This is a genomic window from Streptomyces sp. AC627_RSS907 (assembly GCF_019049165.1).
On record NZ_JAGMUE010000091.1, the window covers coordinates 1 to 25059 of the forward strand.

16 protein-coding genes are annotated in these 25059 nt (G+C 72.4%); 7 read left to right on the forward strand and 9 right to left on the reverse strand.

Going from position 1 to position 25059, the window contains the following annotated elements; genetic code table 11:
• A partial coding sequence (locus tag KUM32_RS19890) for a glycerophosphodiester phosphodiesterase (RefSeq protein ID WP_217143281.1) occupies positions 1-288 on the forward strand: 288 nt, incomplete at its 5' end.
• A 345-nt stretch (positions 289-633) separates the two neighbouring features.
• Positions 634-1713, forward strand: a complete 1080-nt coding sequence (rhaS, locus tag KUM32_RS19895) for a rhamnose ABC transporter substrate-binding protein (protein ID WP_217143282.1) — start codon at positions 634-636, stop codon at positions 1711-1713.
• A gap of 45 nt (positions 1714-1758) precedes the next feature.
• Here rhaS and KUM32_RS19900 read toward each other — a convergent pair whose 3' ends face one another.
• Positions 1759-3543: an FAD-binding dehydrogenase gene (locus tag KUM32_RS19900; RefSeq protein ID WP_217143283.1), complete on the reverse strand. Its 1785-nt coding sequence runs from the start codon at positions 3541-3543 to the stop codon at positions 1759-1761.
• A gap of 290 nt (positions 3544-3833) precedes the next feature.
• On the opposite strand from KUM32_RS19900, the gene KUM32_RS19905 reads away from it, so the two are divergent.
• The gene (locus KUM32_RS19905; RefSeq protein WP_217143284.1) at positions 3834-4340 is read left to right on the forward strand and encodes an NUDIX hydrolase; all 507 of its coding nucleotides are present in this window, start codon (positions 3834-3836) and stop codon (positions 4338-4340) included.
• A 34-nt stretch (positions 4341-4374) separates the two neighbouring features.
• Here KUM32_RS19905 and KUM32_RS19910 read toward each other — a convergent pair whose 3' ends face one another.
• Positions 4375-5253 (reverse strand): hypothetical protein, encoded by an 879-nt coding sequence (locus tag KUM32_RS19910; RefSeq protein ID WP_254405849.1) that lies wholly within the window; start codon positions 5251-5253, stop codon positions 4375-4377.
• A 215-nt stretch (positions 5254-5468) separates the two neighbouring features.
• Positions 5469-6002 (reverse strand): YbhB/YbcL family Raf kinase inhibitor-like protein, encoded by a 534-nt coding sequence (locus KUM32_RS19915; RefSeq protein ID WP_217143301.1) that lies wholly within the window; start codon positions 6000-6002, stop codon positions 5469-5471.
• 164 nt (positions 6003-6166) lie between these two features.
• Here KUM32_RS19915 and KUM32_RS19920 point away from each other — a divergent pair, with 164 nt between their 5' ends.
• The 3 genes from KUM32_RS19920 to KUM32_RS19930 all read left to right on the forward strand — a co-directional run bounded on the left by KUM32_RS19920 (position 6167) and on the right by KUM32_RS19930 (position 7675).
• Positions 6167-6856, forward strand: a complete 690-nt coding sequence (locus KUM32_RS19920) for a GntR family transcriptional regulator (protein WP_217143285.1) — start codon at positions 6167-6169, stop codon at positions 6854-6856.
• A 133-nt stretch (positions 6857-6989) separates the two neighbouring features.
• Positions 6990-7400, forward strand: coding sequence for a PGPGW domain-containing protein (locus KUM32_RS19925; RefSeq protein WP_308408683.1), 411 nt, complete (start codon positions 6990-6992; stop codon positions 7398-7400).
• A 59-nt stretch (positions 7401-7459) separates the two neighbouring features.
• Complete coding sequence (locus KUM32_RS19930; protein WP_217143287.1) at positions 7460-7675, forward strand: hypothetical protein; 216 nt, start codon at positions 7460-7462, stop codon at positions 7673-7675.
• Positions 7676-7761: 86 nt separating this feature from the next.
• Here KUM32_RS19930 and KUM32_RS45335 read toward each other — a convergent pair whose 3' ends face one another.
• On the reverse strand, positions 7762-7839 hold the full coding sequence (locus KUM32_RS45335; protein WP_370443954.1) for a 50S ribosomal protein bL37: 78 nt from the start codon (positions 7837-7839) through the stop codon (positions 7762-7764).
• A gap of 185 nt (positions 7840-8024) precedes the next feature.
• Complete coding sequence (locus KUM32_RS19935; protein ID WP_217143288.1) at positions 8025-8237, reverse strand: MbtH family protein; 213 nt, start codon at positions 8235-8237, stop codon at positions 8025-8027.
• An 87-nt stretch (positions 8238-8324) separates the two neighbouring features.
• On the opposite strand from KUM32_RS19935, the gene KUM32_RS19940 reads away from it, so the two are divergent.
• Complete coding sequence (locus tag KUM32_RS19940) at positions 8325-9413, forward strand: alpha/beta hydrolase-fold protein (protein ID WP_217143289.1); 1089 nt, start codon at positions 8325-8327, stop codon at positions 9411-9413.
• A gap of 2 nt (positions 9414-9415) precedes the next feature.
• Here the strand turns inward: KUM32_RS19940 and KUM32_RS19945 are convergent, their stop codons facing one another.
• Genes KUM32_RS19945 through KUM32_RS19960 form a run of 4 tightly spaced genes read right to left on the reverse strand, consistent with a single transcriptional unit; the run spans position 9416 to position 24985 of the window.
• A complete protein-coding gene (locus KUM32_RS19945) occupies positions 9416-11116 on the reverse strand; it encodes an ABC transporter ATP-binding protein (RefSeq protein WP_217143290.1) in 1701 nt (566 codons plus the stop codon).
• Complete coding sequence (locus tag KUM32_RS19950; RefSeq protein WP_217143291.1) at positions 11103-22079, reverse strand: non-ribosomal peptide synthetase; 10977 nt, start codon at positions 22077-22079, stop codon at positions 11103-11105. Before KUM32_RS19950 ends, KUM32_RS19945 begins: the two co-directional genes overlap by 14 nt.
• 57 nt (positions 22080-22136) lie before the next feature.
• Complete coding sequence (locus KUM32_RS19955) at positions 22137-23924, reverse strand: ABC transporter ATP-binding protein (protein WP_217143292.1); 1788 nt, start codon at positions 23922-23924, stop codon at positions 22137-22139.
• A 2-nt stretch (positions 23925-23926) separates the two neighbouring features.
• Positions 23927-24985: an iron-siderophore ABC transporter substrate-binding protein gene (locus KUM32_RS19960; RefSeq protein ID WP_217143293.1), complete on the reverse strand. Its 1059-nt coding sequence runs from the start codon at positions 24983-24985 to the stop codon at positions 23927-23929.
• Between the last annotated feature and the right edge of the window lie 74 nt (positions 24986-25059).

The window sequence follows — 25059 nt, forward strand, 5'->3', positions numbered from 1 at the left end:
CAGACCGACGACGCCCAGCAATTCCACACCCACCTCCCCGACGTCCCCATCGGCATCCTCGACGCCCAACGCCCCACCGACACCGAACTCCTCCAGCTCAGCACCTGGGCCGACCAGATCAACCCCCAGCACACCGTCACCGACCAGACCCTCGTCGACCGCATCCACCAACTCGGCATGGACATCAACGTCTGGACCGTCGACGACCCCAGCACCATGCGCACCATGACCCGACTCGGCGTCGACGGCATCATCACCGACTACCCCCAGTCCCTCACCCAGCACTGAACCGGCCGACTGCCCGTAAGTCCCAACAAGTAGGTCCCGCAAGGCCATTGACCTCGGACCGGTCACTTGCCTAACGTCCCCCGGAGTCTCATTGAATCCTTTCAGGGACTGTCCGAAGGCTGCCCCCACGCGTCGTCCAGGAGTGACCGTGCTCGATCCGTCCCGCCCTGTGGTCGGCCATCACCCGGGCCCAGACGGTCGACGGCAAGCCGGCTGACCGGGCGCCTTCGAGCCCCCCTACAGGCGACCCCGCGCGAACTCCGCGCGCCCGCACGGCCGCCCGGGCCGACCGAGTCCGGTGAGCGGGTCGTCGGTCGCCGCCGATCAACTCACTGAAAGAAGCACATGCACAGAACCCCCTCACGCCGTGCCTCCGCCCTGGTCGCCGCCGTCTCCTCCCTCAGTCTCTTCGCCACGGCGTGTGGCGACACGGGCGGCTCCGCGGACGGCGACAGCACGACGAGCGCGAAGAACGGCGGGGCCTCCCCCAACGCGCCGACCAGGAAGGGCCTGACCGTCGGCTTCGTGCCCAAGCAGGTGAACACGCCTTACTTCTCGGTGGCCGACAAGGGCGGCGAACGGGCCGTCACGGAGCTCGGCTCGTCCTTCAAGGAAGTGGGTACGGAGCAGGGCGCCGACACGGCCGGCCAGGTGGCCCACATCAACGCCCTCACCCAGGAGAAGGTCGACGCGATCGCCATCTCCGCACTGGACCCGAGCGCGCTGTGCGACGCCCTCAAGCAGGCCATGGACGCGGGCATCAAGGTCGTCACCTACGACTCCGACACCAAGCCGGAGTGCCGCTACGCCTTCGTCTCTCCGGCCAGTGCCGAGGACATCGCCGTGCGGCAGCTCGAGCTGCTCGGCGAACAGCTCGGCTACAAGGGCGAGTTCGCCATCCTCTCCGCCGCCCGGACGGCCACGAACCAGAACTCCTGGATCAGCAGCATCAAGAAGGAGCTCGAGGATCCGCGCTACAAGGACATGCGGCTCGTCGACGTCGTCTACGGAGACGACGAGGCGCAGAAGTCGTACGAGAAGGCCGAGGAGCTCCTTGCGGAGCACCCGGACCTGAAGGGCATCATCTCCCCCACCACCAACGGCATCAAGGCGGCCGCCAAGTACCTCTCCCAGTCGAAGTTCAAGGGCGAGGTGAAACTGACCGGCCTCGGCGCCCCCAACGACATGCGTCCGTACGTCGAGGACGGCACGGTGGAGGCGTTCCTGCTGTGGGACCCGGCCAAGCTCGGCGAGCTGGCCGGCCGCGCCGCGGTGGCGCTCGCCTCCGGACAGATCTCCGGCAGGGAGGGGCAGATGTTCCTGGCCGACGACATGGGCTGGTTCGAGCTCGGCAAGGACGGCGTCATCACCCTCGGTGAGCCGACGGTCTTCGACGCCAAGAACATCGACGACTACGACTTCTGACGTACCGGGAGGTCGTCGGCGCCTGCCGCCGGACCGGCGACCGGGTCAGGTCGCGGTCGCGGCAGCCGCCGCCCGGCCCGTCAGACGGCCGGAGAACAGACAGCCGCCGAGGAAGGTGCCCTCCAGCGACCGGTATCCGTGGACACCACCTCCGCCGAAGCCCGCCACCTCTCCGGCCGCGTACAGACCCGGGACCGGTTCGCCCGAAACGTTCAGGACGCGGCCGGAGAGGTCGGTCTGGAGGCCGCCGAGGGTCTTGCGGGTGAGGATGTTGAGACGGACCGCGATGAGGGGGCCCGCGCCGGTGTCCATGATCTTGTGGGCCGAGGCGGTGCGACTGAGCGTGTCCCCGGGGTAGGCCAGCGCGTTGCGAATGCCCATGACCTGGACGTCCTTGGTGTACGGGTTGTCGATCTCCCGGTCGCGGGCGTCGATCTGGCGCGCGAGGTCGTCCAGCTTGATCAGGTTGTCGCCGGTGAGTTTGTTCATGCCCCGGACCAGTTCGGACAGCGTCGTCGCGACGACGAAGTCCACGCCGTTCTTCTTGAACTTCTCGATCGGCTCCGGGGTCTGCCAGATGCGGGAGAGCAGCTTCCAGACGTTCTTCTCGGTCAGGTCGGGGTTCTGCTCGGATCCGGAGAGCGCGAACTCCTTGGCGATGATCTTCTGGGTGGTGACGAACCACGAGTAGTCGTGGCCGGTGTCCGTGATGGACTTCAGGGTGTGCAGCGTGTCGTAGCCGGGGATGTCGGGCGTACTGAAGCGCTTGCCGGTCGCGTCGAACCACATGGACGACGGGCCGGGCAGGATGCGGATGCCGTGGCCGGGCCAGATCGGGTCGTAGTTCCTGAGGCCTTCGGTGTAGTGCCACATGCGGTCCGGGTTGACGATCCGGCCGCCCGCCCGTTCGGTGATCGCCAGCATGCGGCCGTCCACATGGGCCGGGACTCCCGTGATCATGGACTTGGGCGGGGTCCCGAGGCGGGCGGGCCAGTTCTGCCGGACGAGGTCGTGGTTGCCGCCGATGCCGCCGGAGGTCACGACGACCACCGGGGCGCGCAGTTCGAACTCGCCCACCACGGTACGGGAGCTGGGCCTGCCCCGTGAGGCGGTGCTCGGTTCCAGGATCGCGCCGCGTACGCCGGTGACGGCGCCGCCGGTCGTCACCAGGCCGTCGACGCGGTGCCGGAATCTGAAGGTGACCTTCCCGGTGGCGTGCGCGGCTCGCACCTTCTTCTCGAACGGCTCGACGACCGCCGGTCCGGTGCCCCACGTGACGTGGAAGCGCGGCACCGAGTTGCCGTGCCCGTCCGCCAGCCCGCCGCCGCGCTCGGCCCATCCGACGATCGGGAACCACTGAACGCCGAGCCCCGCCAGCCAGGACCGCTTCTCCCCGGCGGCGAAGTCCACGTAGGCCTCGGCCCACTTGTACGCCCAGTGGTCCTGGCCGGTGGGGTCCTCGACGCCCCGGTCGAAGCCGGCCGTGCCGAGCCAGTCCTGCCAGGCCAGTTCGCGCGTGTCCTTGATGCCCATCAGGCGCTGTTCGTGGGAGTCGACGAAGAACAGGCCGCCGAAGGACCAGAACGCCTGGCCGCCCATGCTGGCCTCCGGTTCCTGGTCCAGGAGCAACACCGTGCGTCCGGCCGCCGCCAGTTCGGCCGTGGCCACCAGCCCGGCGAGACCGTGGCCGACGACGATCGCGTCCGCCTCCTGCGACTCGGCGGCGAAGGCGGGCGTCGTCCGGGCCAGCGTGGCGGCGGCGAGCACTCCCCCCGTCGCGGTCAGGGCGTGGCGACGGGTGATCCCGGCAGGTGCTGACGTGTTCTGCATGGGCTGCCTTCCGAGGGTGTACGGAGGGGCGGGGGACGCGTGGGTCATCACCTGCGACGGCAGGGTGTTACCGACGGTAGCCCAGTGGGCTCACGGCAGCCAGAGTGCTGCACGAAGAAGTGCGAACCCCCTTGCTCTCCAAGGGGGTTGAGGGCAGGCGGCGCGCGGGGACGTCCGGCGCCACGGCGGCGGCACGCCCCGGTCTCCGAGTGGGCCCGGCCACGCGCCGGCATGCGCTGTGGAGTGACCCGGGGTGGCTCCATCCCGCCGCCACGGTGTCGAATGGCCCGGTGGACTCCCGTGAACCCGGCGCCGAACGCCCCGAACGTGCCCGCCCCGCCCCCCACAGCCTCACCGGCGTCGGCCTCGCCGTCCTCGATCCCACCGGCCGTGTACTGCTCGGCCTCGGCCACGACGGCCGCTGGGAACTTCCGGGAGGCAAGGTCGACACCGGAGAGGACTTCGAGACGGCTGCCGCGCGCGAGCTGGCGGAGGAGACCGGTCTGACCGTGCCCGCGACGGCCGTACGGATCCTGGCGGTCCTCGTCGACGGCTTCAACGGGCTGACCCGGGTGACCGCCGCGGCCGTCACGGAGCGGGCGACGGGGACACCACGGGTGACCGAGCCGGACAAGATCGTGCACTGGCACTGGTTCGCCCGCGAGGCGCTGCCCTCCGCGCTCTTCCCGCCGTCCGCCTCGGTCCTGGACCGCCTGTGGCCCGAAACGGCACGACGCGGAGCCACCGCGGTACGTCACTACCGCGTACTCGGTGACACGCCCGCCCAGCGCGGCTGACCCGGCGTGGACCGGCGGTCGCGCGCGCCCCTGGTCAGCGCAGTCGCCCGTACGTCCCCGCCGCGGTGAACGCTTCGCCGATCGGCGTCAGGAGCGAGGCGAGGCGACGGGCGCCCGCGTCGCCGATCGGCCCCCACAGCTCGGCGCAGTGCTCGTCCGTCTCGGCCTCGATCCGCTCGCGCGCCGTGGTGCCGGCGTCGGTCACGGTGCCGTCGGCGTCGAGCCAGCCACGTGCGACGAGACGCGCCGTCGCCGCGGCCCACTCCTGGTCGGACCACTGGCGGGTCGTACGCGCGACCTCCGTCGGGAGGCGACCCGTCGCGGTCTGCATGACCATGCAGTCGCACGGCCCGAGGCGGTGGTCGGCGAGCACGACGAGGTGCGCGTCACCGCGCCACTCGCGCACTACCGTGACCTGCTGCCACAGCGCGACGAGGGGATCGGACGGGAGCGCGACCGACGCGTTCGCGGCTGCCAGCGTCTTTCCGGCGTAGTCAGCACCGGCGACGACCCGGTCGATCAGCGACCGCGCCTCGGCGACCTGACCGGGCGACAGGTCCACGCCGACGCGCCGCAGCGCACGACCGACGGCCTGGAAGCGGGCGGCCTGCCACCGCTGGGGCGGCGCGGCCTCCCACACCCCCGCCATGGCGCGCACCGAGCGCGGGCTGAAGTTGTAGAAGGCCGCGAGCGTGACCTGCCACGGGACCGCCCCCATCGCGGCCGACCGGAACGCGAAGTACGCCGGTCCGCGCTCGGTCACGCCGAGCTCGGCGGCCTCCTGCGCGGTCTCGGGGACGAGGTAGACGAACAGGTGGGCCGCACTGACGGCGAGACTGACCTCGCGAACGGCGTTCATGTCCACCGGCACTGCGGAGGGATGGGGGCGGTCGGAGAGGTGGGTGGGACTCATCGCGGGGGTCCTTCCGAAGGGGGTGGACGACCGCCGCCGGCGAGAGGGCGGCGGACGGGGCGGCCGGCGCGGCCGGGGCACTCGACGAGCACGCGGCGTCACGGCCGACGCCGCCGCTTCGATACGACGGTGCGTGGCGAGGCCGCCGCGGCCCCGGCCGGGCACCGGGCGCGTGGGCCTCCCGTCCCGCTCGGCGGACGGGAGGCCGGTGCGCGTCAGGCGGGGGTTTCGGCGGTGGCGGTCAGGACGGCACGGCCGAGGATGTGTCCTGCCATGGTGAACCCGAGGAAGGCCGGAGTGGCTTCGGCCGGGACGCCGATGGACTCGACATCGAGGGCGTGGACCACGACGAAGTAGCGGTGCACGCCGTGTCCGGCGGGCGGTGCGGCGCCGATGAAGCGGGCGGTGCGGGCGTCGTTGGGCAGCTGGAAGGCTCCCGCGGGCAGGCCCGAGCCGGTGTCGTCGCCCGCGCCTTCGGGGAGTTCGGTGACGGTGGCCGGGATGTCGGCCACGGCCCAGTGCCAGAAGCCGGACCCGGTCGGCGCGTCCGGGTCGTACACCGTGACGGCGTAGCTCCTAGTGCCCTCCGGGGCACCGCTCCAGGACAGGTGCGGGGAGATGTCCTTGCCGCCGGGCACACCGGCGGAGAACTGCTCGGCGGGCCAGGCGCCGCCATCGGTCACGGTCTTGCTGGTGACGGTGAAAGTGGCCGCCTCGGGGAGGCGGGCGAAGGGGTCGTTGGCGCTCATCATGTCGTTCACGTCGTTCCTTTCGCAACGTGGCGGGACGCTTGTCTCCGGGAGGCAAGGCCCGTGGCCGTGGCAACGGCCGGTCCTGGAGGGCACCTCGCGACGCCCGACATCGACGATAACAGCAATAATCGATTTTCCGGCCAACCGTCTATGCTGGCCGCATGACAGAGACAGCCACCTCCTCCGCTCCACCGGGGAAGCGGATGCTTTCCGAGCAGGTCTACGCCCGTCTGCGGAACGCGATCATGCGCGGTGACTACGCCCCTGGCGAGCCCCTCAAACCGCAGGACCTGGCCAAGGAACAGGGCGTGAGTCTGGCCGTCGTGCGCGAGGCGCTGGTGCGGGTGGTCGGCGACGGGCTGGCCGACCGGCTGCACAACCGCGGCTTCGCCGTTCCCGCCTACTCCGACCAGCGCTGGCAGGAGATCGCCGAGGCCCGGCGCACCATCGAGCCGGTCATCCTGCGCATGTCCGTCGAACGCGGCGACGTCGACTGGGAGGCCCGCGTACGAGCGGCCCACCACCGGCTGGCCCGCACCCCGGCGTACACGCCGGAAGAGGGCAAGTACTACAGCGAAGCGTGGTCCGAGGCCCATCGGGTCTTCCACCGGACCCTGCTGGAGGGCTGCGGCAACGCCGTCCTGCTGGAGTCCTTCGACCGGCTGTGGACGGCCAGCGAGCTGACCCGCCGCTGGGCGGCGCACCGCGACCCCGGCCGGGACGGTGCCGACGAGCACCGCCGGCTGGAGGAGGCGGCGCTGGCCCGCGACGCCGACACCGCGGCCGCGGTACTGGCCCGGCACCTCACCCTGACCGCGACCGCTCTGACCGACCCCGCCCGCCGGCCCTGACCGGCGGCTCCCCGCGCGCCCCCCGGCTCGCCCCCTCCGCCGTCGTGGGTACCCGCGAAACGTACCCGCGCCGACGGCGGGCGGCGCGCGGCGAACGGCGGGCGGCGGACGGCGAATGGTCCGAGGAGGACGAGTGGACGGAAAGAAGCCGGTCGGCCGGGTGGCCGCGCTGGTGGCCGGCACGGCGCTGCTGCTGCTCGGTGCCGCGCTGCTGGTCCTGCCCGGCCCCGGACTGCTCCTCGTACTGGCCGGCCTCCTGGTCCTCGCCGACCAGTTCCCCGCGCTCGCCCGGTACGTCGGCCCGGTGCGGGAACGGGCGATGCGGGCGGCCGAGGAGAGCGTCTCGTCACCACTGCGCCTCGCCGCGTCCCTTCTCACCGCCGCCGCCCTCCTGGCCGCGGGCGTGGTGTGGGGGGTGGTGCCGGGCCTGCCCTACGGAGGCTGGGCCACGGCCTCCGGGCTGGTCCTCTCCGGCTTCGCGCTCCTCGCCCTGCTCGTGTGGAGCCGGCGGCGGGTCGGCAGCCGGCGGGGAGGCGGGAGGTGACCGCGCCTTCGGCGGCGGGTGCCCGTGCGCGCCGGCGGGACCGGCAGCACACTGGGGTCATGGTCAGTGCGCCGCCCGTGGTCGTGTACCCGCCCGACGAGACGGGCGGTCGCCGGGTGCGGGTGGACGGCGCGTCCCTCGGCCGCGCCTACGATCTGCAGGACGTCGCCCGTTTCCTGCAGGAGGCCGGCCTCCAGGGCTGGGACGAGATGGATGTGGTCCGCTCCCCCCTGATCGAGTGGCGCGGCGGCGGACCTGACGTGTGGCAGCGCTGAGGAAGCCACCGGGCCGCCGCGTGGCCGGCGGGCCGCCGCCCACAGGCGGGTGGCGCGGGCCACCCACCCGGTGGGCCGGAACGTCCTCAGCTCTGCGGACGGCTCCCGTGGTTGGCGCCGTTCTTGCGGCGGGCCTTCTTCTTACGACGTCGCTTCGAGGACATCGAAACCTCCTTGCTCGTCCGGTTCCCTTGCGGTGATCACCGGATGGTCACCTCCGGTGATCACAGAGCCCCTTTCCCGCCGACGCCACGGCAAACACCCGGTACGGCCGCAATCGGGTGGCCCGCGTCACGGGTGCCCTTCCGCCCGGGCGGGCGCCCCGAGCCCGGGCGTCAGGCGTCAGGCGTCAGGCGTCCATGGACTCGGCGAGGGAACGGGGACGCAGATCGGTCCAGTTCGCCTCGACGTACTCCAGGCAGGCGTCCCGGGTGTTCTCCTCGAAGACGATCGTCCACCCCCCGGGCACCTCCGCGAAGGACGGCCAGAGCGAATGCTGACCCTCGTCGTTGACGAGGACGAGGAAACGGCCGTCGGCGTCGTCGAAGGGGTTGGTGCTCATACGCGGTGCCTCCTGAGGAATTAGGTTAGGCTCGCCTAATCGACATGAGCTTAGCCTTCTCGCTTTCCGCTCCACAAGGAGACGTTGATGAGGTCGGTGGGAGAAGACCCGTTCGCCGCGTACGGGGTGCCCGGCGTGCCGGGCACGGAGGCCTTCTGGGCGACCGCGGGGGCACCCGCGTCGGTTCCCGACGGTGACGGCTGGACGACCCTGTTCCTGCGGCGGGGTTCCGAAGCGGCGAGCATCGGCTTCGAGAGCTGGTCGGACCCGGTCCCCCTGCGCCGGTGGAGCGACACGGACTGCTGGTACGCCGAGGTGCGCATGCCCGCGCGGCTACGGGTGACCTACCGCTTCCTCACGGGCGACGCGGCACACGCCGACCCGTTCAACCCGGTCGGTGCCGGCGCCGACCGGTCCATCGCCGCGACCCCGGACGCCCCGGCCCAGCCGCACTGGCCCGCCCTCGGTGCCGATGGCGTCCTTCCCCTGCCCCGCGCCCGGATCCGCTGGAGCAGCGAACGGCTCGACGGGCGGCGGACCGTGCGGGTCCACCCGGCGGGCGGCGGCGGTCCCCTGGTCCTGCTGCTCGACGGGGACGACTGGCTCTACCTGCACCCGGCCATGACGGCGTTCGACTCGGCCGTCGCCAGTGGTGACATGCCCCCGGTCACCCTCGTCTTCCTTCCCTCCAGGGACAGGGAGGCCGAGTTCGCGTGCAGGCCCGAACTGTGGGAGGCGGTCCGGGACGAACTGCTGCCGCTGGTGGCGGAATCCGGCGTACCCGCCGACCGGGAACGACTGGTGGTCGCCGGGCAGAGTCTCGGCGGGCTGAGCGCGGTGTACGCGGCACTGGAGTTCCCGGGCCTGGTGTCCCGCGTGGCCTGCCAGTCGGCGTCGTTCTGGTGGACGCCGGACACCGACCCGGCCGATCCGTTGGGGGGCCCGGTCGGCGGTGCCGTCGCCGCGCGCCTGCGGGAACGGCCCGACCTGTCCGGGCTGCGGATCGCGTTCGACGTGGGGGAGCACGAGGCACGGATGCTGCCCCACTGCGCCCTGGTGGAGACGCTGGCCACACGCTCGGGTGCGGCCGTTCGGGTCTCGCGTTCGCCGTCGGGGCACGACCACGCGGGCTGGCGGCACGCCCTGCTCCGGGACGTCGCCTGGGCGCTTGCCTGAGGTCACCGGGCCACGGCCAGGCAGTAGTCCGCGTCGGTGGCCAGGAGGTTGCGGTGGGTGTCCTCGGCGGTGACGACACCCTCGTCCAGGACGAGGACACGGTCGGCGGCGTCCAGGAGCGCGGGGCTGCTGGTGATCACGACGGTGGTGCGGCCCCGGCGCAGCTTCGCGATGTTGCGCGCGACCAGCTGTTCGGTGACGGCGTCGACGGCCGTCGTCGGGTCGCGCAGCACCAGGACATCGGTGTCGGCGGCGAGCGCGCGGGCCAGGGACAGCCGCTGGCGCTGGCCCCCGGAGAGGTTCGCGCCGCGGTCGCGGACGGCGTAGTCGAGTCCCTCGCGGTGCAGGGCGACGACATCGGTCAGCATGGACGCCTCGACGGCCTCGGCGACCTTCCGGCTGGTTCCCGACGGGTCGATGTTGGAACGGAGGGTGCCCGCGAAGATCTCCCCGTCGTACGGGTTCACCAGCATGTGCGCGCGGACCGCGTCGACGGACAGGTCCGCGAGGTCCCGGCCGCCGACTCGCACCGTCCCCTCGTACGCGTCCGGCGGGACGTTCAGGGCCAGGACCGACGCGAGGTCGGCCGCCGCGCGCACCTGGTAGGCGGCGACCGCCACGAACTCGCCGGCGGACACCCGGAACCGCACCTTGCGCAGGGCCCCGTACCGGACGCAGTCGACCTCCAGGTCCGCGCCGGAGGGAGGCCGCTCCGCCCCGGGGGTCGTCACCGGTGGCGCGGCCAGCACCAGCGCCATCCGTTCGGCCGAGGCGCGCGCCGTCATCACGTACTTCGGCATCTCCGAGAACAGTTTGAGCGGTTCCATGATGAACTGCGCCAGCCCCACGGCCATGACGAGTTCCCCGATGCTGATCCGGCCGTCGAAGGCCAGCCGGCCCGCCGTCAGGGTCACGGCGGCGGCGAGTGTCGCGTTGAGGGCCAGCGCGGTGCCCGCGTACGCGCCGTTCACCTTGGCAACGGTGATCGCCTGGTGCTTGGCCTCCGCGCTGACCTTGCGGTAGGACCGGAACGCCGCGTGGTTGCCGCCGAAGCCGTGCAGGGGGCGCAGGCCGGTGATCAGGTCGGCGACCTTCGCGCCCGCCCGTGCCACCCGGGCCTGCTGTTCGCGGGTACTGGAGCCGATCCGTTTGGACATCACGCTCAGGACCGACAGGATCGCGACGGTGCCCACGATCACCAGCAGTCCGAGCCGGACGTCGGCCAGGCCGAGCGCGAGCGCCGCGACCACCACCGCGACCAGCGAGCTGACCAGCAGCGGCACCACCTCGATGATGTCGGCGGTCTGGTCCGCGTCCTCGGTGGCGATGGTCAGCACCTCGCCGGACTTGAGGTCCACGTCCCTGGCCACCGGCTGGAGTCCGCAGGCCGCGACCCGCACCCGCCAGCGGTGCGCCTCGGTCGTGTTGGCCTTCTGCAGGATGCGCATCCCGAACCGCCACGACAGCGACACGGTCGTGATGATCACGGCCAGGGCGGCGATCGACAGGCCGAGCGAGCCGAGGCTCCGCTCCCGCATCGTGTGTTCGACGATCAGGCCGAGCGCGATGGGGAAGGCGGTCTCACCGGCCTGGTACAGGCCCATGAGGACGGTGCCCCGGGCCATGGCGCCGACATTGCGCCGCAGGGCCGTACGGAGGATGTCGGACCCCGGGCGGGGCCGCTGCGTGTCAGGAGTTGTCATCGAGATGGCGGGCAATCGCTTCCGGGGTTCGCAGGGTGAACAGATCGCGGATCGTGATCACAGGACCGTACTCCCGGCGGAGCAGCCCGGTCAGCCGCACCGCCAGCATGGAGTGTCCGCCGAGGGACACGAAGTCGCTCACCGCGCTCACCTCGTCGTCGTCCAGGTCCAGGGCCTCGGCGAAGAACTCGCACACCGTGATCTCGGTCTCGGTCTGCGGGCTCCGCTCCCCCGCCGTGGTCAGCGCGCCCAGTGGCCTGGCCTCGGGCAGCGCCCGGGTGTCGGCCTTGCCGTTGACCGTCAGCGGGATGCGGTCGACCCGGGCGTAGTGCGTCGGACGCAGGAAGTCCGGCAGCCCGGCGCCCACGTCGGCGGCGACCTCCGCCAGGTCGGCGCCGTCCAGCACGAGGTAGGCGGCCAGCCGGTGCGCCCCGTCGACCTGCGGGTCGGGCTGGGCGACCGCGGCGGCGAACCGCACCGCCGGGTGCGCCGCGAACGCCGCCTCGACCTCGCCCGGTTCGACCCGGTGGCCCCGGATCTTGACCTGCTGGTCGGTGCGGCCCAGGTACATCAGGTTCCCGTCGGGCCGCCGGACCACCAGGTCCCCGGTGCGGTACATGCGCTCGCCGGGTGCGCCGAACGGGCATGCGACGAAGCGGTGCGCGGTCTGGGCGGGCTGCCCGAGATAGCCCCGCGCGATACCGACGCCCGACACGTACAGCTCCCCCGGAACCCCGTCGGGCAGGGGCCGCAGCCACGGGTCCAGCACGTACACGTCGGTGTTGTCGATCGCCACCCCCACCACCGGGTCCTGGCACTCGAAGGTGCCGACGCCGAGGGTGTTGATGGTGTACTCGGTGGGTCCGTAGAGGTTGTACCCGACCGTCCCCTCGGTCGCGGCGAGCCGCCGCCACAGCGTCGGGGTGACCGCCTCACCGCCGAGCAGCACCAGCGCGGGCCGCCGCGCCGGGTCGTCGAGCAGCCCCTCGGCCACCAGTTGCTGCGCGTAGGTCGGGGTCACGTTGACGACGTCGATGGCGTGCTCGAGGCAGTAGTCGACCAGCCGGGGCGCGTCGCGGCGCAGTTCCTCGTCGCAGATGTGCACCTCGTGGCCGTCGGCGAGCCAGAGCAGCTCCTCCCACGACATGTCGAACGCGAACGACACGGTGTGCGCGATCCGGAAGACCCGGTGGCCGTGCTCCGCCAGCACGGGTCCGAAGATGCGGCGCTGATGGTTGATCAGCATGTTGGTGAGTCCGGCGTACTCGGTCACCACGCCTTTGGGCTTTCCGGTCGATCCGGAGGTGTAGATGGTGTACGCGGGGTGCCGCAGCCGGTTAGGGTCGTCCGGCGCGAACGTGACGAACGGCTCGGCCTCGGGCAGGGGACGGTCCAGTTCGATCAGGTCCCCGGTCAGCCGGGGCGCCACCCCGCTCGTCGTGAGGATGACGTCCGGCCGGGCGTCCGCGACGATCGCGGCGATCCGCTCGTCCGGGTGGTCCAGCTCCAGCGGCACGTACGCGGCGCCCACGCGCAGCACGGCGAAGAGCGCCACGATCGAGTCGAGGGAACGCGGGATCGCGAGGCCGACGGTCCGCTCCGGGCCGATGCCGCGCCGGGCGAGCACACCCGCCACCGCGCGGCTGCGGTCGCGGAGCCCGGCGAAGGTCATGGTCGAGCCGTGGGCGACGAGCGCCACCCGCTGCGGGTCGCGGTCCGCCGCCCGGTCGAAGCGGTCGACGACCGTGTCCGTGCCGACGTCCGTGCGTTCGGCGGGCTCGGGCGCCCGCCCCGGGCCCCGCAGTGCGCCGAGCGGTCCGGACGACCGGGCGAGGTCGTCGAGGACGCCCAGGTAGTCGTCCAGGAGACGACGGGCGTTGCGGGTGTCCTCGTCGCGGTACTCCAGCTTGACCGTGAGCCGGTCGCCGGGCGTGACGACCCAGGTGAACGGGTAGTGGGTGGAGTCCTCGGCCCGCACCGCGGTGATGCCGTGCCGGGCGTTCATCTCGGCGAACGCGTCCATGTCCAGGAAGTTCTGGAGCACGAACAGGTTGTCGAACAGGGTGTCGTGCCCGCCGGCCCGCTGGATCTCGCCGAGCCCGAGGTGCTCGTGTTCCATCGCCTCGACCCGGGCCGTCTGCACGGCGGTCAGGTACTCCCGGACCGTGTCGTCCGGCCGTGCCCGCGTCCACATGGGCACGGTGTTGAGCAGCACGCCGACCATGCCGGCCAGCCCCTCGCCCTCCCGGCCGGAGACGGTCACGCCGAACACGGCGTCGCTCCGGCCCGTGCGGGCGGCCAGCAGGAGGCCGAACGCCCCGGTCAGCACCGAGTTGAGGGTGACGCCGTGCGCCCTGGCCGCATCCCTCAGCCGCCTCGACCGCTCGGCGGACAGCGTGTGCACGAGCGAGCGCGGCAGGTCGTCCGAGAGGGTGGGCGCCGGTCCGGCGAGCAGCGTCGGGCCCTGGAGCCCGCTCAGGTGCTCGGCCCAGAAGCGTTCGGACGGGGCGGGGTCCCTGGCGTCGAGCGCCCGGGCGTGGTCCTCGAAGCTCGGCGTGGCCGGGACCGGGGCCGGCGGCTCGCCCGCGAGAACGGCGCTGTAGGCGTCGAACAGGTCCCGCAGCACGATCTCGCGCGACCAGCCGTCCCACAGCAGCAGGTGATAGCTCAGCAGCAGACCGTCGCCCTCGCCCGGCAGGCGCACCACGGTCAGTCTGACCAGTGGTGGCCGGCCCGGGTCGAAGCCCGTGTCACGGTCCCTGGCGCGCAGCGCGTCGGCCTCGGCCTGCGTGGCCAGTTCGACGGTGCGGACGTCGACCCGTCGGCCCGCCGCGAGGACCTGGACCGGGTTTCCGTCGTCGTCGGTGGTGAAGCCGGCGCCGACGACCGGGTGGCGTGCGATCACGTACGCCATCGCCTCGGCCAGCGCGTCGGTGTCCAGGCGCCGGTCGAAGGTGAAGTAGCTCTGCGCGACGTAGTGTCCGGCCGACCCCGACGTCCGGTCCTGGGCCATCTGCGCCTGGAAGAACAGACCGCGCTGGAGTGGGGTGACCGGTGCGGTGCGCTCGGCCGTCGCGGCGGCGTCCGCGACGCGTTCCAGCGCGCGCCGCCAGTGCTCGGTGATCTCGTCGGGGACTCCGTCGGCGAGGGTGAAGGCCGCGTGCAGGCTTCCGGTGGCCGCGTCGGTCCACGCGTTGAGCTCGACGGCGTACGGGCTGCCCTGATCGCCGCCGGTGAGGCGCGGCGCGTGGGACTCGCCGCCCCGGCCGAGGTAGTTGAACAGCACCTGCGGGCGAGCCTCCAGCAGTGGGGCCGTCTGCGGGTTGAGGTACCTGAGCCGGCCGTAGGCGACGTGCGCATGCTCGTCCGGCTGGCGTTCCACGACGTCGCGCGCCGCCGCGACGGGGTCGGTCCGCGCGGTGAGCCGTACGGGCGCGATGGAGGTGAACCAGCCGACCGTGCGGGTGTAGTCGTGGTGCTCCAGGGCCGGGACCCGGCCGTGCCGCTCCAGGTCGACCGCGAGATCGGTGGGTGAGGGCTGGACGTGCGTGAGGGCGGCGCGCAGCGCGCCGCACAGCAGCTCGGTGAGGCCGACGCCGAGGGCGGAGGGGGCGGTGCGCGTCACGCGGTCGCTCACCTCGGGCGCGAGCACGACCGTCGTCTCGCGCCGCCCCTCGACCGCGGGCAGCAGCGCGGGCGCCCGGAGCGTGGTGATCCAGTGGTCCAGGTCGTCGGTCGCACGGGTGGCCAGGGACGTCAGTGCCGTGGCGTACTCGGCGTAGGACGTGGTCGGCGGGGCCAGGGGCGCCCGGCGCATCGCGGTGGCCAGGTCGTCCAGCAGGATCAGCCAGGACACCGCGTCGACGGCGAGGTGGTGCACGGTGACCACCAGGGTGCGGCTCGCCTCCATCCAGGAGAACGCGATGACGTCCCCGGACTCGGGGTCGAGCCGTCCGGCGGCCTCGTCGGCCACCGCCGTCGGGTCGGTGGCGTGCGTCCGGGTGACGGTGACCCCTCGGGGGGGTTCGGTACGCAGTGACCACACCCCGTGGTCCACGCGCAGCCGCAGGCGGAGGGCCGGGTGCGCGGCCACGACGGCGTGCGCGGCGCGCTCCGCGTCGGCGAAGTCCGTGCCCTCGGGTGCCGTCAGCGTCCTGGCCTGGGCGAACCGGGTGAGTGAGCCGCCCAGTTCCCGTTGGCGCAGGATGATCGGCGTCGGCGGCAGGGGGCCGTCCTCGTGCCGGGCGGGCGCCGAGGGCCGCGGTGCGCTCGTCTCCAGGTGCCCGGCGAGTGCGCGTGGTGTCCTGAGCAGGAACACGTCCCGGGGCGTGATCGGCAGGCCGAGCGCTCTGGCGCGGTTGATGACGGTGATGGCGACGATGCTGTCGCCTCCGGCGGTGAAGAAGTCCGTGTCGGCGTCGGCGGCGGAGCCGGGAAGCGTGTCGGTGAAGATGTCCACCAGGGCGGCGAGTGGGGAAACGACGGTGGTGCCGCCGTCCGCGGGTACGCCGTGGCCGCTCGCGTCCTGCGGCGACGCGGCAGGCTGATACGGCCGCGCCCCGTCGCGGGGCCCGGCTGCCCGCTCGGTCAGGACCTTGCGGTCCAGTTTGCCGTTGACCGTCAGCGGCAGGGCGTCCGCGGGCAGCACCCGGCTCGGCACCATGTGCGCGGGCAGCTTCGCGGACAGGAGGGCGGCGAGGTCGCCCGGTGCCCGGCCCACGAGGTGCGCCACCAGGTGGTCGCCGGTGTCCGCCACGGTGACGGCCACGTCGACCACGCCGTCGAGTTCCCTGATCGCGGACTCGACCTCGCCGAGCTCGATGCGGAAACCCTTGAGCTGCACCTGGTCGTCGGCGCGGCCCACGAACTCCAGCTCGCCGCCGAGCGTGCGCCGGGCGAGGTCGCCGGTGTGGTACATGCGGGAGCCGTCGCCCGCGAACGGGTCCGCCACGAACCGGCTCGCCGTGAGCCCGGGCCTGTCCAGGTAGCCGAGCGACACCTGGTCGCCGGCGACGTAGATGGCGCCCACGCGGCCCGGCGGCACCGGCCGGAGCCGGTCGTCGAGCAGGTGGGTGACCAGTCCGGGGAGGGGGCCGCCGATGGGGCCGGTGCCGTCACCGGGGCCGAAGTCGTCCTCGGTCAGCACCCGGTGGGTGACGTGGACGGTGGTCTCGGTGATGCCGTACATGTTGACCAGCTCGGGTGCACCGGTGCCGTGCCGCTCGACCCAGCCGCGCAGCCGGCCGAGGTCCAGGGCCTCGCCGCCGAAGATGATCCGCCGCAGCGCGGGCAGCGGCTCGCCGGCCAGCCGGTCGGCCTCGATGAACTGGTAGAACGCCGACGGTGTCTGGTTGAGCACGGTCACCCCGCGCTCGCGGACGAGCCGGTGGAAGTCGACCGGGGAACGGGTCAGTCCGTACTCGGGCACCAGCAGCTCACCGCCGTGTGCCAGCGCGCCCCACAGCTCCCAGACCGCGAAGTCGAAGGAGAAGGAGTGGAACTGGACCCACACGTCGTGCGGCCCGAAGTCCATGTCCGGCCCGGTGTTCGCGAGCAGCGTCACCACGCTGGAGTGCGGGACGACCACGCCCTTGGGTCTGCCGGTCGACCCCGAGGTGTAGATCACGTACGCGGGGTCGTGCGGGCCGGCCTCCCGTCGGGGGCCGGTGGCGGCCGGTGGCGGTTCTTCTCCCTGCACGAGCACGCGGGCCGGCACGCCGGCCCGGGCCAGCAGCCGCGTGAAGCGGTCCCGCTGCCGGGGGTCGACGAGGACGACCTGCGGAGCGGCGTCGGAGAGGATGTACTCCAGTCGTTCGTCCGGGTACGCCGGGTCCAGCGGTACGTAGGCACCGCCCGCGCCGACGACGGCGACCAGCGCGACGACCTGCTCGACGGAGCGGGGGACGGCGACGGCGGCCCGCCGGCCCGGCCCGACGCCGGCCGCACGCAGCACCGAGGCCAACTCTCGTCCGGCTACCGCCAGTTCGCCGTACGTCAGTGACCTGGTGGTGCCGTCGAGACCGCACTGGGTGACGGCGGTGGCGTGCGGGGCGCGGCGCGCGGCGGCGGCGAAGAGGCCGCCCAGGGTCGTCGGCGCGACCGGCAGGGGACGCCGGGTGTGCTCGGACGCCAGGTCGTCCACCAGGACGTGCGGCCGGGTGAGCAGGCCGGCGAGGGACCGGGTGAACGTGCGCAGGATCTCCCGGGCGCCCGCTTCCCGCAGCAGGTCGCCGTCGTAGATCAGGTTGAAACGCGGACGGCCGTCGGGGGTGCGCTCCACCACCAGCGTCAACGGGTAGTGCGGGGCGCCCTCGTTCACGACGCGGGTGATGACCAGCGTGTCGTCGGGCCTGCGCAGGCCGTCCACGTCGGTCGCCACGTCGAACACCACCAGGGTGTCGAACAGGGAGCCGAAGCCGGTGTGGCGGCCGATCCTCGCCAGGGAGACGTGCTGGTGCGGCAGCACCGCGCTCTGGTGTTCCCGGACCGAGGCGAGCAGGTCGGCCCCGGTGGTGTTGGAGGACCAGCGGGCGCGCACCGGCACGGTGTTGATGAACAGACCGACCATGTCCTCGATGCCGGGCACGTCGGCGTCGCGTCCGGACACCGTCGATCCGAACACCACGTCCTGGCCGTGCAGGATGCCGCCCAGCGTGACCGCCCAGGCGCTGTGCACGGCCACGCTCAGCGGGACGCCGGCCGACCGGGCGGCCGCGTCGATGTCGTCGCCCGGCACCGTGGCGGTGTCGGCGAACCGGTCGGACGGCGCGTGTCCCTCGGCGACCAGTGAGGGTCCGGGCAGACCGGCGAGCTGGTCGCGCCACACCCGGTCGCTCACCTCGGCGTCGCGTCCGGCGAGCCAGCCCACGTAGTCGCGGAAGCCGCCGAGCGGGTGCACCGACCCCGGTGCGTGGTACTCGGCCAGCAGGGCGCGGAGCATCGACGGCACCGACCAGCCGTCGGCGACGATGTGATGGACGGTCTGCACCAGGACGTGGCGGCCGGAGCCCGCACGGATGAGGGTGTAGCGCATCAGCGGGCCGGTGGCCAGGTCGAAGCCGGCGCGGCGGTCCCGTTCGGCGTGTTCGCGGATCTCGTCGTCGGTGACGCCGGGGCGGTCCAGCGTGGTGAAGGGGGCCCGGGCGCCGCTGTCGAGGACGGAGACCACACGGCCGTCGTCGAGGGCCACGAACCGCGCGGCCAGGTTCGGGTAGAGCGTGAGCAGGCGGGTGGCCGCGGCGGCGAGCCGGTCGGCGTCCACCTCTCCCGCCAGGGTGAGGAGTTGCTGCTCGACGTAGCTGCCGGCGGAGTCGTCGTCGTAGACCGAGTGGAAGTACAGGCCCTCCTGCAGCGGGGTCAGCGGCAGGATGTCCCGCAGCCGGGGACCGTCGAGGGCGTCGACGTCGGCCTGGGTGAGCGGCACCAGGGGGAAGTCGCTGGGCGAGTGGCCGCCCGTGTCGAGCGCGGCCAGCCCGGTCAGGGCTTGCCGGTAGTAGGCGCCGAGGGTCGAGATGTCCTCGTCGGTGAACATTCCGTCGGGCCAGGAGATGGTGGTGGCCAGCTCGTACCCGCCGGTCGGGGAGGGCTCGGCGATCGCGTTGAACTCCAGGGCGCGCGGCAGACGCATCCGGGGGTCGCGCCGCTCGCCCAACTGGCGTGTGGTGCCCGCCAGTCGCCAGTCACCGGTCGCGCCCGCCTCGAAGCGGCCCAGGTAGTTGAACAGCACCTGGGGTGCGGGTGTGTCGAAGGCGGTGCGTGCCAGGTAGCGCAGGGCGCCGTAGGAGACGCCGTTGTCCGGCACCCGGGCGAGGTCTTCCTTGACGGCCTTGAGGGCGGCGGCCAGGTGGTCGGGTGCGGTGGGGTCGGGGGCCGTGCCGGGGTCGACGGTCACCGGGAACAGGGTGGTGAACCAGCCGACGGTCCGCGACAGTTCCGGCTCGAAGCCGGCCGACTCCGCGACGAACCGTCCCTCGCGGCCGTGGCCTTCGAGTTCGATGTGGGCGAACGTCTGGTCCTGGCCCAGGTCGCGGCGCCACCGGGCGAGGGCGACGGCCAGCGCGGTCAGCAGTACGTCGTTGACACCCGCGTGGAACTTGGCGGGCGTCTCGCCCAGTAGCGCGGCCGTGACCTCGGGGCCGACGGAGACGGTCCGCACCCGCTCCCGTGCGACGGTGTCGGCCTCGGACAGCGCGCGCCTGCCCACCGGGAGGTCCGCTCCCGGCAGGGGACGCCGGTAGTAGGTGCTGTCCGCGTCGAACGCCGCGCGTTCCAGCAGGTGCGTCCAGCGCCGGAACGACGTGCCGACCGGGGGGAGTTCGACCGTCCCGCCCGTGGCGAGCTGCCGCCACGCCGTGGCCAGGTCCTCCATCAGGACCCGCCAGGACACGCCGTCGATCACCAGGTGGTGGACGACCACGACCAGTTGCCGTGCCGTCCGGCGCCAGACGGCACGCAGCATCACGCCGCCCGCCGGGTCGAGCCCTTCGGTGGCGAGCGCGACGCACGCGTCGAGCGGCCGGTCGCTCTGCTGCCACGGCGCGACGGCCTGGTCCGCGCCGGGGATGTCGAAGCTCCATCGCTCGCCGCGCACCAGCCTGGCACGCAGCATGTCGTGCCGCCGGACCACGGCGGTGAGCATCTCGTCCAGGGCGTCGGCGGTCAGGTCCGCGGGGGTGTTCAGCACCACCGACTGCACGAAGCCGTCGATGGCGTCGGTGGTCTCGCCGAGCCACTGCACGATGGGCGACCCGGCCACGGGGCCCGTCGCGACATCGCGGTGGTCCACCGTGGAGACGTCCTCCCGGCTCGCCACCGCTGCCAGCGCTCCCACGGTGCTGTGGGTGAAGATCTGCCGTGCGGTGACGTGGAGACCGGCGTCGCGCAGCGCGCTCAGCAGTGAGATCGCCAGGATGCTGTCGCCACCGAGCTGGAAGAAGTCCTGGTCGACACCGACCTCGTCCAGTTGCAGCAGCGCAGCGACCGCCGCGCACACCGTGCGTTCGTTCTCGGTGGCCGGCGCCGCGAGCGAGCCCGTCGCGACCACGGGTTCCGGCAGCGCGCGCCGGTCGAGCTTGCCGTTGGCGGTGAGCGGGAACCGGGTCAGCACGACGACGTGGGCGGGCACCATGTACTCCACCATGTGCTCGCCGGCCCAGGCCTTGACCTCGTCGGCCCGCAGGTCCTCGTTCCCGGCGGCCGGGATCACGTAGCCGACCAGGTAGGTGCCGCCCGCGGCGTTCTTCTTGGCGACGACGCAGGTGTGCCGTACCGCGGGGTGCTCGGCGAGACCGACCTCGACGTCCTCGATCTCCAGCCGCATACCGCGGATCTTGATCTGGTTGTCGGCGCGGCCGAGGAAGTCGAGCGAGCCGTCCGGGGCGAAGCGCGCGAGGTCACCGGTCCGGTAGAGCCGGGACCCGTCGTCGGCGAACGGGTTGGCCACGAACCGGGAGGCCGTCAGGCCGGGCGCGCCGGCGTATCCGCGTCCCAGGAGGAAGCCCCCCACGTAGAGCTCGCCGCCGACGCCGACCGGGACCGGGCGCAGTTCGTCGTCCAGTACGTACAGCTGGGTGTTGGGGTTGGCCTTGCCGATCGACGTCGACAGGCGTTCCGCCGCCCCCCGGTAGATGACGTGGGAGACCCCGATCGTGGTCTCGGCGGGGCCGTAGCCATGGTACATGGGAATGCCGAGCCGGGTGCGGAACCGTTCGTACAGCTCCGGGGTCAGCACCTCGCCGCCGCACCACACGTGCCGCAGGCTGTCCAGCCGCCCCGAGTCGCCCGCGATCTCCAGCAGCACGTCCAGCATGGACGACACCAGGTAGGTGAAGGTGACGCGCTGCTCGGCGATCACGCTCAGCAGGTGGTGGGGGTCGCGTTCGCCGCCGGGCCGCAGGACCACGAGCCGCGCACCGGACACCAGCGGCAGGAAGATCTCGTTGATGGAGATGTCGAAGGACAGGGGAGCCTTGAACAGGGACGCGTCGTCGTGGCCGAAGCCCAGGATCTCGTGGACCTGCCACAGCAGCCGTTCGCTGATCGCCTCGTGCCGGATCATCGCGCCCTTGGGCCGGCCGGTGGAACCGGAGGTGAAGATCACGTAGGCCAGGGCGTCGCCGGGGACGGTGACGCCCGTTCCCTCCGTGGGGTGGGACCCGAACCGCCAGTCACCGAGGTCGACGGCCACGGCTTCGGGTTCGCCCGCGGGGTGTTCGCCCGACGCGTTGAGCTGGACCACGACCCGGGCGTCGTCGATGACGACCGCCCTGCGCTCGGCGGGCCAGTGCGGATCGAGCGGCACGAACGCGCAGCCCGCCTGGAGCACGCCGAGCAGCCCGATCACCATGTCGGCGGAGCGCTCCAGGGAGATGCCGACGACGTTCTCGGCGGTGAGCCCGCGGCCGATCAGGTGGTGCGCCAACTGACTGGACAGCTCGGCTGCCTGACGGTACGTCAGTGAACGGTGTTCGTCGACGACGGCGACCGCGTCCGGCCTGGTCCGCGCCTGCTCACGGAACATCTCGACCAGGGTCGGGCGGACCCGTTCGGCCCCGGTGTCGTTCCACCGGGCCAGCTCCTCGCGCCGGGCCGCCGCGCTCGACGGCCGGATGGTACCGATGGGCCGGTCCGGAAAGTCGGCCAGGTCGTCCAGCGCGAGCTGCGCGTCGTCCGGCACCACGCCTTCCGGTACGGAGATGCTCCGGCCGTCCGCGCCGACCCGCCAGCCCCCGCCGTCGCCGCCACCGCTGTCGGTACCGCCGTTGTCGACCCACCCGAGGATGTCGGCGAACAGGGTGCCCGGCGCGAGGTCGATGCCGTCGGGGCTGCGGCCCGTCGCCCAGTACGACAGCCCGAGGGCGCAGGCCTCGGCGATGGTCCTGTCGGAGAAGTCGCCGGTGCGCCGGCGTATGTCGGTGAGGTGCCGGGGGGAAAGCAGTACGTGACGAGCGCTCGGTTGCATCATCGAAGACTCAACGCCCCTTCCAAAGAATGAAGGCAGGCTAACCTAACTTAGGCTCACCTAACTACCCTCTCGCCAGGCCTGCCACAGCCGGGCGTACCGCCCGCCCAGAGCCACCAGCTCCTCGTGGCTCCCCTGCTCCACGACGCGGCCCGCGTCCAGTACGGCGATGCGGTCCGCGGCCATCGCCTGGGTCAGCCGGTGCGCCACGAACAGGGTGGTCCGGCCCGAACACGCGGCCAGCACCGCCCGCTCCAGTTCGGCGGCGCCCTCGCTGCCCGCCTCGGCGGTCGACTCGTCGAGCACCACCACCGGAGAGCGGCCCAACACCAGCCGGGCCAGGGCGACCTGGGTGACCTTGGTGACGTCGAGGCGCTCGCCGCCCTCCCCCACCCTGGTGTTCAGCCCCTCGGGCAGCTCGTCGACCCATCCGTCGGCGCCGACCGTGCGCAACGCCTCCAGGAGCTCGGCGTCGGTCGCTGCCGGCGCGGCCAGCCGCAGGTCGTCGGCGAGGGGGCCGGAGAACACGTGCGTCTCCTGCGTCAGGATGCTCACCAGGGCCCGTGCCCCCGCCTCGTCCACGGTGGCGAGGTCGGTCGGGCCGACGCGCACCGACCCGGACTGCGGGGTCCCGATGCCCGCGATCAGCGCGGCCAGGGTCGACTTGCCCGCACCCGTCGCCCCCACCAGGGCCAGTGAACCCCCGGCCGGAATGGTCAGGTCGACGTCCTGGAGGACCGGCTCCTCGGCGTCCGGATAGCTGAAGGTCAGCCCCTGCACCGTCACCGGGTACGGCACGGCCCGGGCCGGCGTGACGGACGCGTCGCCCACCAGCCGGTCCTCCGCGTCCTCGCCCAGTACCCCGACCAGCCGGGTCAGGCTCGCCCCCGACTTCTGGGCCTCGTCGAAGGTGAACATGATGGCGCCCAGGGGGGTGAACAGCCGGTGGAACAGCAGCGGGGCCGCCGACACCTCGCCCAGGCCGGCGGCACCGGTCTCCAGGAGGGCGTACCCCACCACGATGATCAGGGTCAGCCCGATGAACTCGGCGCGGTTCTCCCGGCCGACGAACCGGCCGAAGAACCGGAACACCTCGATGCCCAGGTCGCGCACCCGCCACGACTCACGGGTGACCTTCTCGCGGAAGGCGTCCTCGAGGCGGTACGCCCGGACCGTGTCGATCCCGTTCAGTCCGCTGATCAACGCCTGCGCGCGATCGGCCTGGGCCACCCGCTGCCGCTGGTAGAGCGGGGCGGACCGCGGAAGGTACCAGCGCAGGGCCAGCGCGTACGCGGGCAGGGCGCCGGCACCCGCCAGACCGAGCCGCCAGTCCAGTCCGAACATGCCGACCGTGGCGATGGCGACCAGCACTCCCGCCGAGAACACGGTGGGGACGGCGGTCCGGATGCCCTTGGACAGCACGGCCACGTCGTCACCCACCCGGGACAGGACGTCACCCCGGCCGACCTGCTCGACGCGCGCGCTCGGCATCCCGAGCACCGCCCGGACGGCGCCTTCCCGCAGCCGCGCGAGCAGATCCGCGCCGAGCCGTCCGATCAGGTAGGACGACGCCGCGGTGGCCGCCGCGCCGAGCAGCGCGGCGACCACCATCAGGACACCGATCGTGACCAGGACCGATCGCGACTCACCGCCGACCACCGCGTCGACCACCCGGCCGAGCAGAAGCACCGGGAGCACCTGGAGCGCCGCCCCGGCCACCGTGGTGAGCGCGGTGGCGGCCGACAGCCACGGCACCTCACGGCAGTGCGCCGCGACCCATCGGGTGGCCTCGCGTCCGGTCGCCGTGCGCAGGGTCGCCGGCGCGACGCGCGTGTCGGTGCCGCTCACCCCTACTCGACCGACTTGACGAGTTCGTCGATCGCGTACGGCATGGACAGCAGGGTTCCCTGGGAGATGGCCGCGCCGACGGCCGGGCCCTCGCTGTCCAACAGGTAGGACACCTTGCCGTTCTTGACGGCGTCCAGGTTGGCGAAGAGCTTGAACTTCTTCAGCGCCTCCTGGTCCGCCCTGTCGTTGACGACGAAGATGCGGTCGACGTCGACCAGGTCGACACGCTCGGGTGAGAGCGTGGTGTAGAAGTTGCCGTCCGCGACCTTGTCGATCTCGGTCTGGTAGCTGAAGCCGAGGCCCGTCACCAGCCGTCCGCGTACGTCGGTCGAGGTGAACGGCGCCACCGAGTCCTTGTACCAGGACAACACGACGGCGGTCTGGCCTGCCAGCTCGGGGTGTCCCTTCTTGGCGGCGTCGAGCTTGCCCTGGATGTCCGCGACCATCTTCTCGCCCTCCTCGGCCCTGCCGAGTGCCTTGGCGATGTGGAGCGCGTTGTCCTGCCACGGCGCGCTGAACGGCTCCTTCTCCCCCTTGGTGCGCCCCACCGTCGGGGCGATCCTGGAGAGCTTGTCGTAGGCGGCCTGGTCGATCTCGGAGTAGACCGCGATGATCAGGTCGGGCCGCAGGGCGGCGATCTTCTCGTAGTTGGGTCCGGAGTCACCGTTCTTCATGATGACCTCGGGCCGGGTGTCGCCCCACTTCTCCTTCACCCAGGGCCACTGGGTGTTGACGTCGGGGGTCCTTCCCGCCGGATTGGGGTACTGGTCGACCATGCCGACCGGCTTGATGCCGAACGCCAGGACGGTCTGGTCGTCGGTGTAGCCGACGGAGACGACCCGCTTGGGGGCCTCGGTGACCTTCGTGGTTCCGAACGCGTGCTCCACGGTGACCGGGAATGCGCCGGATTCGGCGGACGACGTGCCGTCACTCGCCTTGTCCGACGAGTCGGACGAGTCGGAACCGCATCCTGCGAGGAGGCCGACGCCGAGTGCCGCGGCGGACAGTGCCGCCGCCAGCCGCCGCCAGGGCTTCGTACGCGTCGTTCTTGGGAGGAGCATCCGGCAATCCCTTGCTGTCGCGCTGTCCAGTGCGCCCCCGTTGTAAGGGCAGCAAACCTTATCCCGATCGAATG

What these genes read in the sequence shown, in the direction of transcription:
- KUM32_RS45335 (WP_370443954.1), bottom strand. Translation starts at nt 7,839, where the DNA reads ATGTCCTCGAAGCGACGTCGTAAGAAGAAGGCCCGCCGCAAGAACGGC.
- KUM32_RS19910 (WP_254405849.1), bottom strand. Translation starts at nt 5,253, where the DNA reads ATGAGTCCCACCCACCTCTCCGACCGCCCCCATCCCTCCGCAGTGCCG.
- KUM32_RS19945 (WP_217143290.1), bottom strand. Translation starts at nt 11,116, where the DNA reads ATGACAACTCCTGACACGCAGCGGCCCCGCCCGGGGTCCGACATCCTC.
- KUM32_RS19960 (WP_217143293.1), bottom strand. Translation starts at nt 24,985, where the DNA reads ATGCTCCTCCCAAGAACGACGCGTACGAAGCCCTGGCGGCGGCTGGCG.
- KUM32_RS19935 (WP_217143288.1), bottom strand. Translation starts at nt 8,237, where the DNA reads ATGAGCACCAACCCCTTCGACGACGCCGACGGCCGTTTCCTCGTCCTC.
- KUM32_RS19915 (WP_217143301.1), bottom strand. Translation starts at nt 6,002, where the DNA reads ATGAGCGCCAACGACCCCTTCGCCCGCCTCCCCGAGGCGGCCACTTTC.
- KUM32_RS19920 (WP_217143285.1), top strand. Translation starts at nt 6,167, where the DNA reads ATGACAGAGACAGCCACCTCCTCCGCTCCACCGGGGAAGCGGATGCTT.
- KUM32_RS19940 (WP_217143289.1), top strand. Translation starts at nt 8,325, where the DNA reads ATGAGGTCGGTGGGAGAAGACCCGTTCGCCGCGTACGGGGTGCCCGGC.
- KUM32_RS19950 (WP_217143291.1), bottom strand. Translation starts at nt 22,079, where the DNA reads ATGATGCAACCGAGCGCTCGTCACGTACTGCTTTCCCCCCGGCACCTC.
- rhaS (WP_217143282.1), top strand. Translation starts at nt 634, where the DNA reads ATGCACAGAACCCCCTCACGCCGTGCCTCCGCCCTGGTCGCCGCCGTC.
- KUM32_RS19900 (WP_217143283.1), bottom strand. Translation starts at nt 3,543, where the DNA reads ATGCAGAACACGTCAGCACCTGCCGGGATCACCCGTCGCCACGCCCTG.
- KUM32_RS19930 (WP_217143287.1), top strand. Translation starts at nt 7,460, where the DNA reads ATGGTCAGTGCGCCGCCCGTGGTCGTGTACCCGCCCGACGAGACGGGC.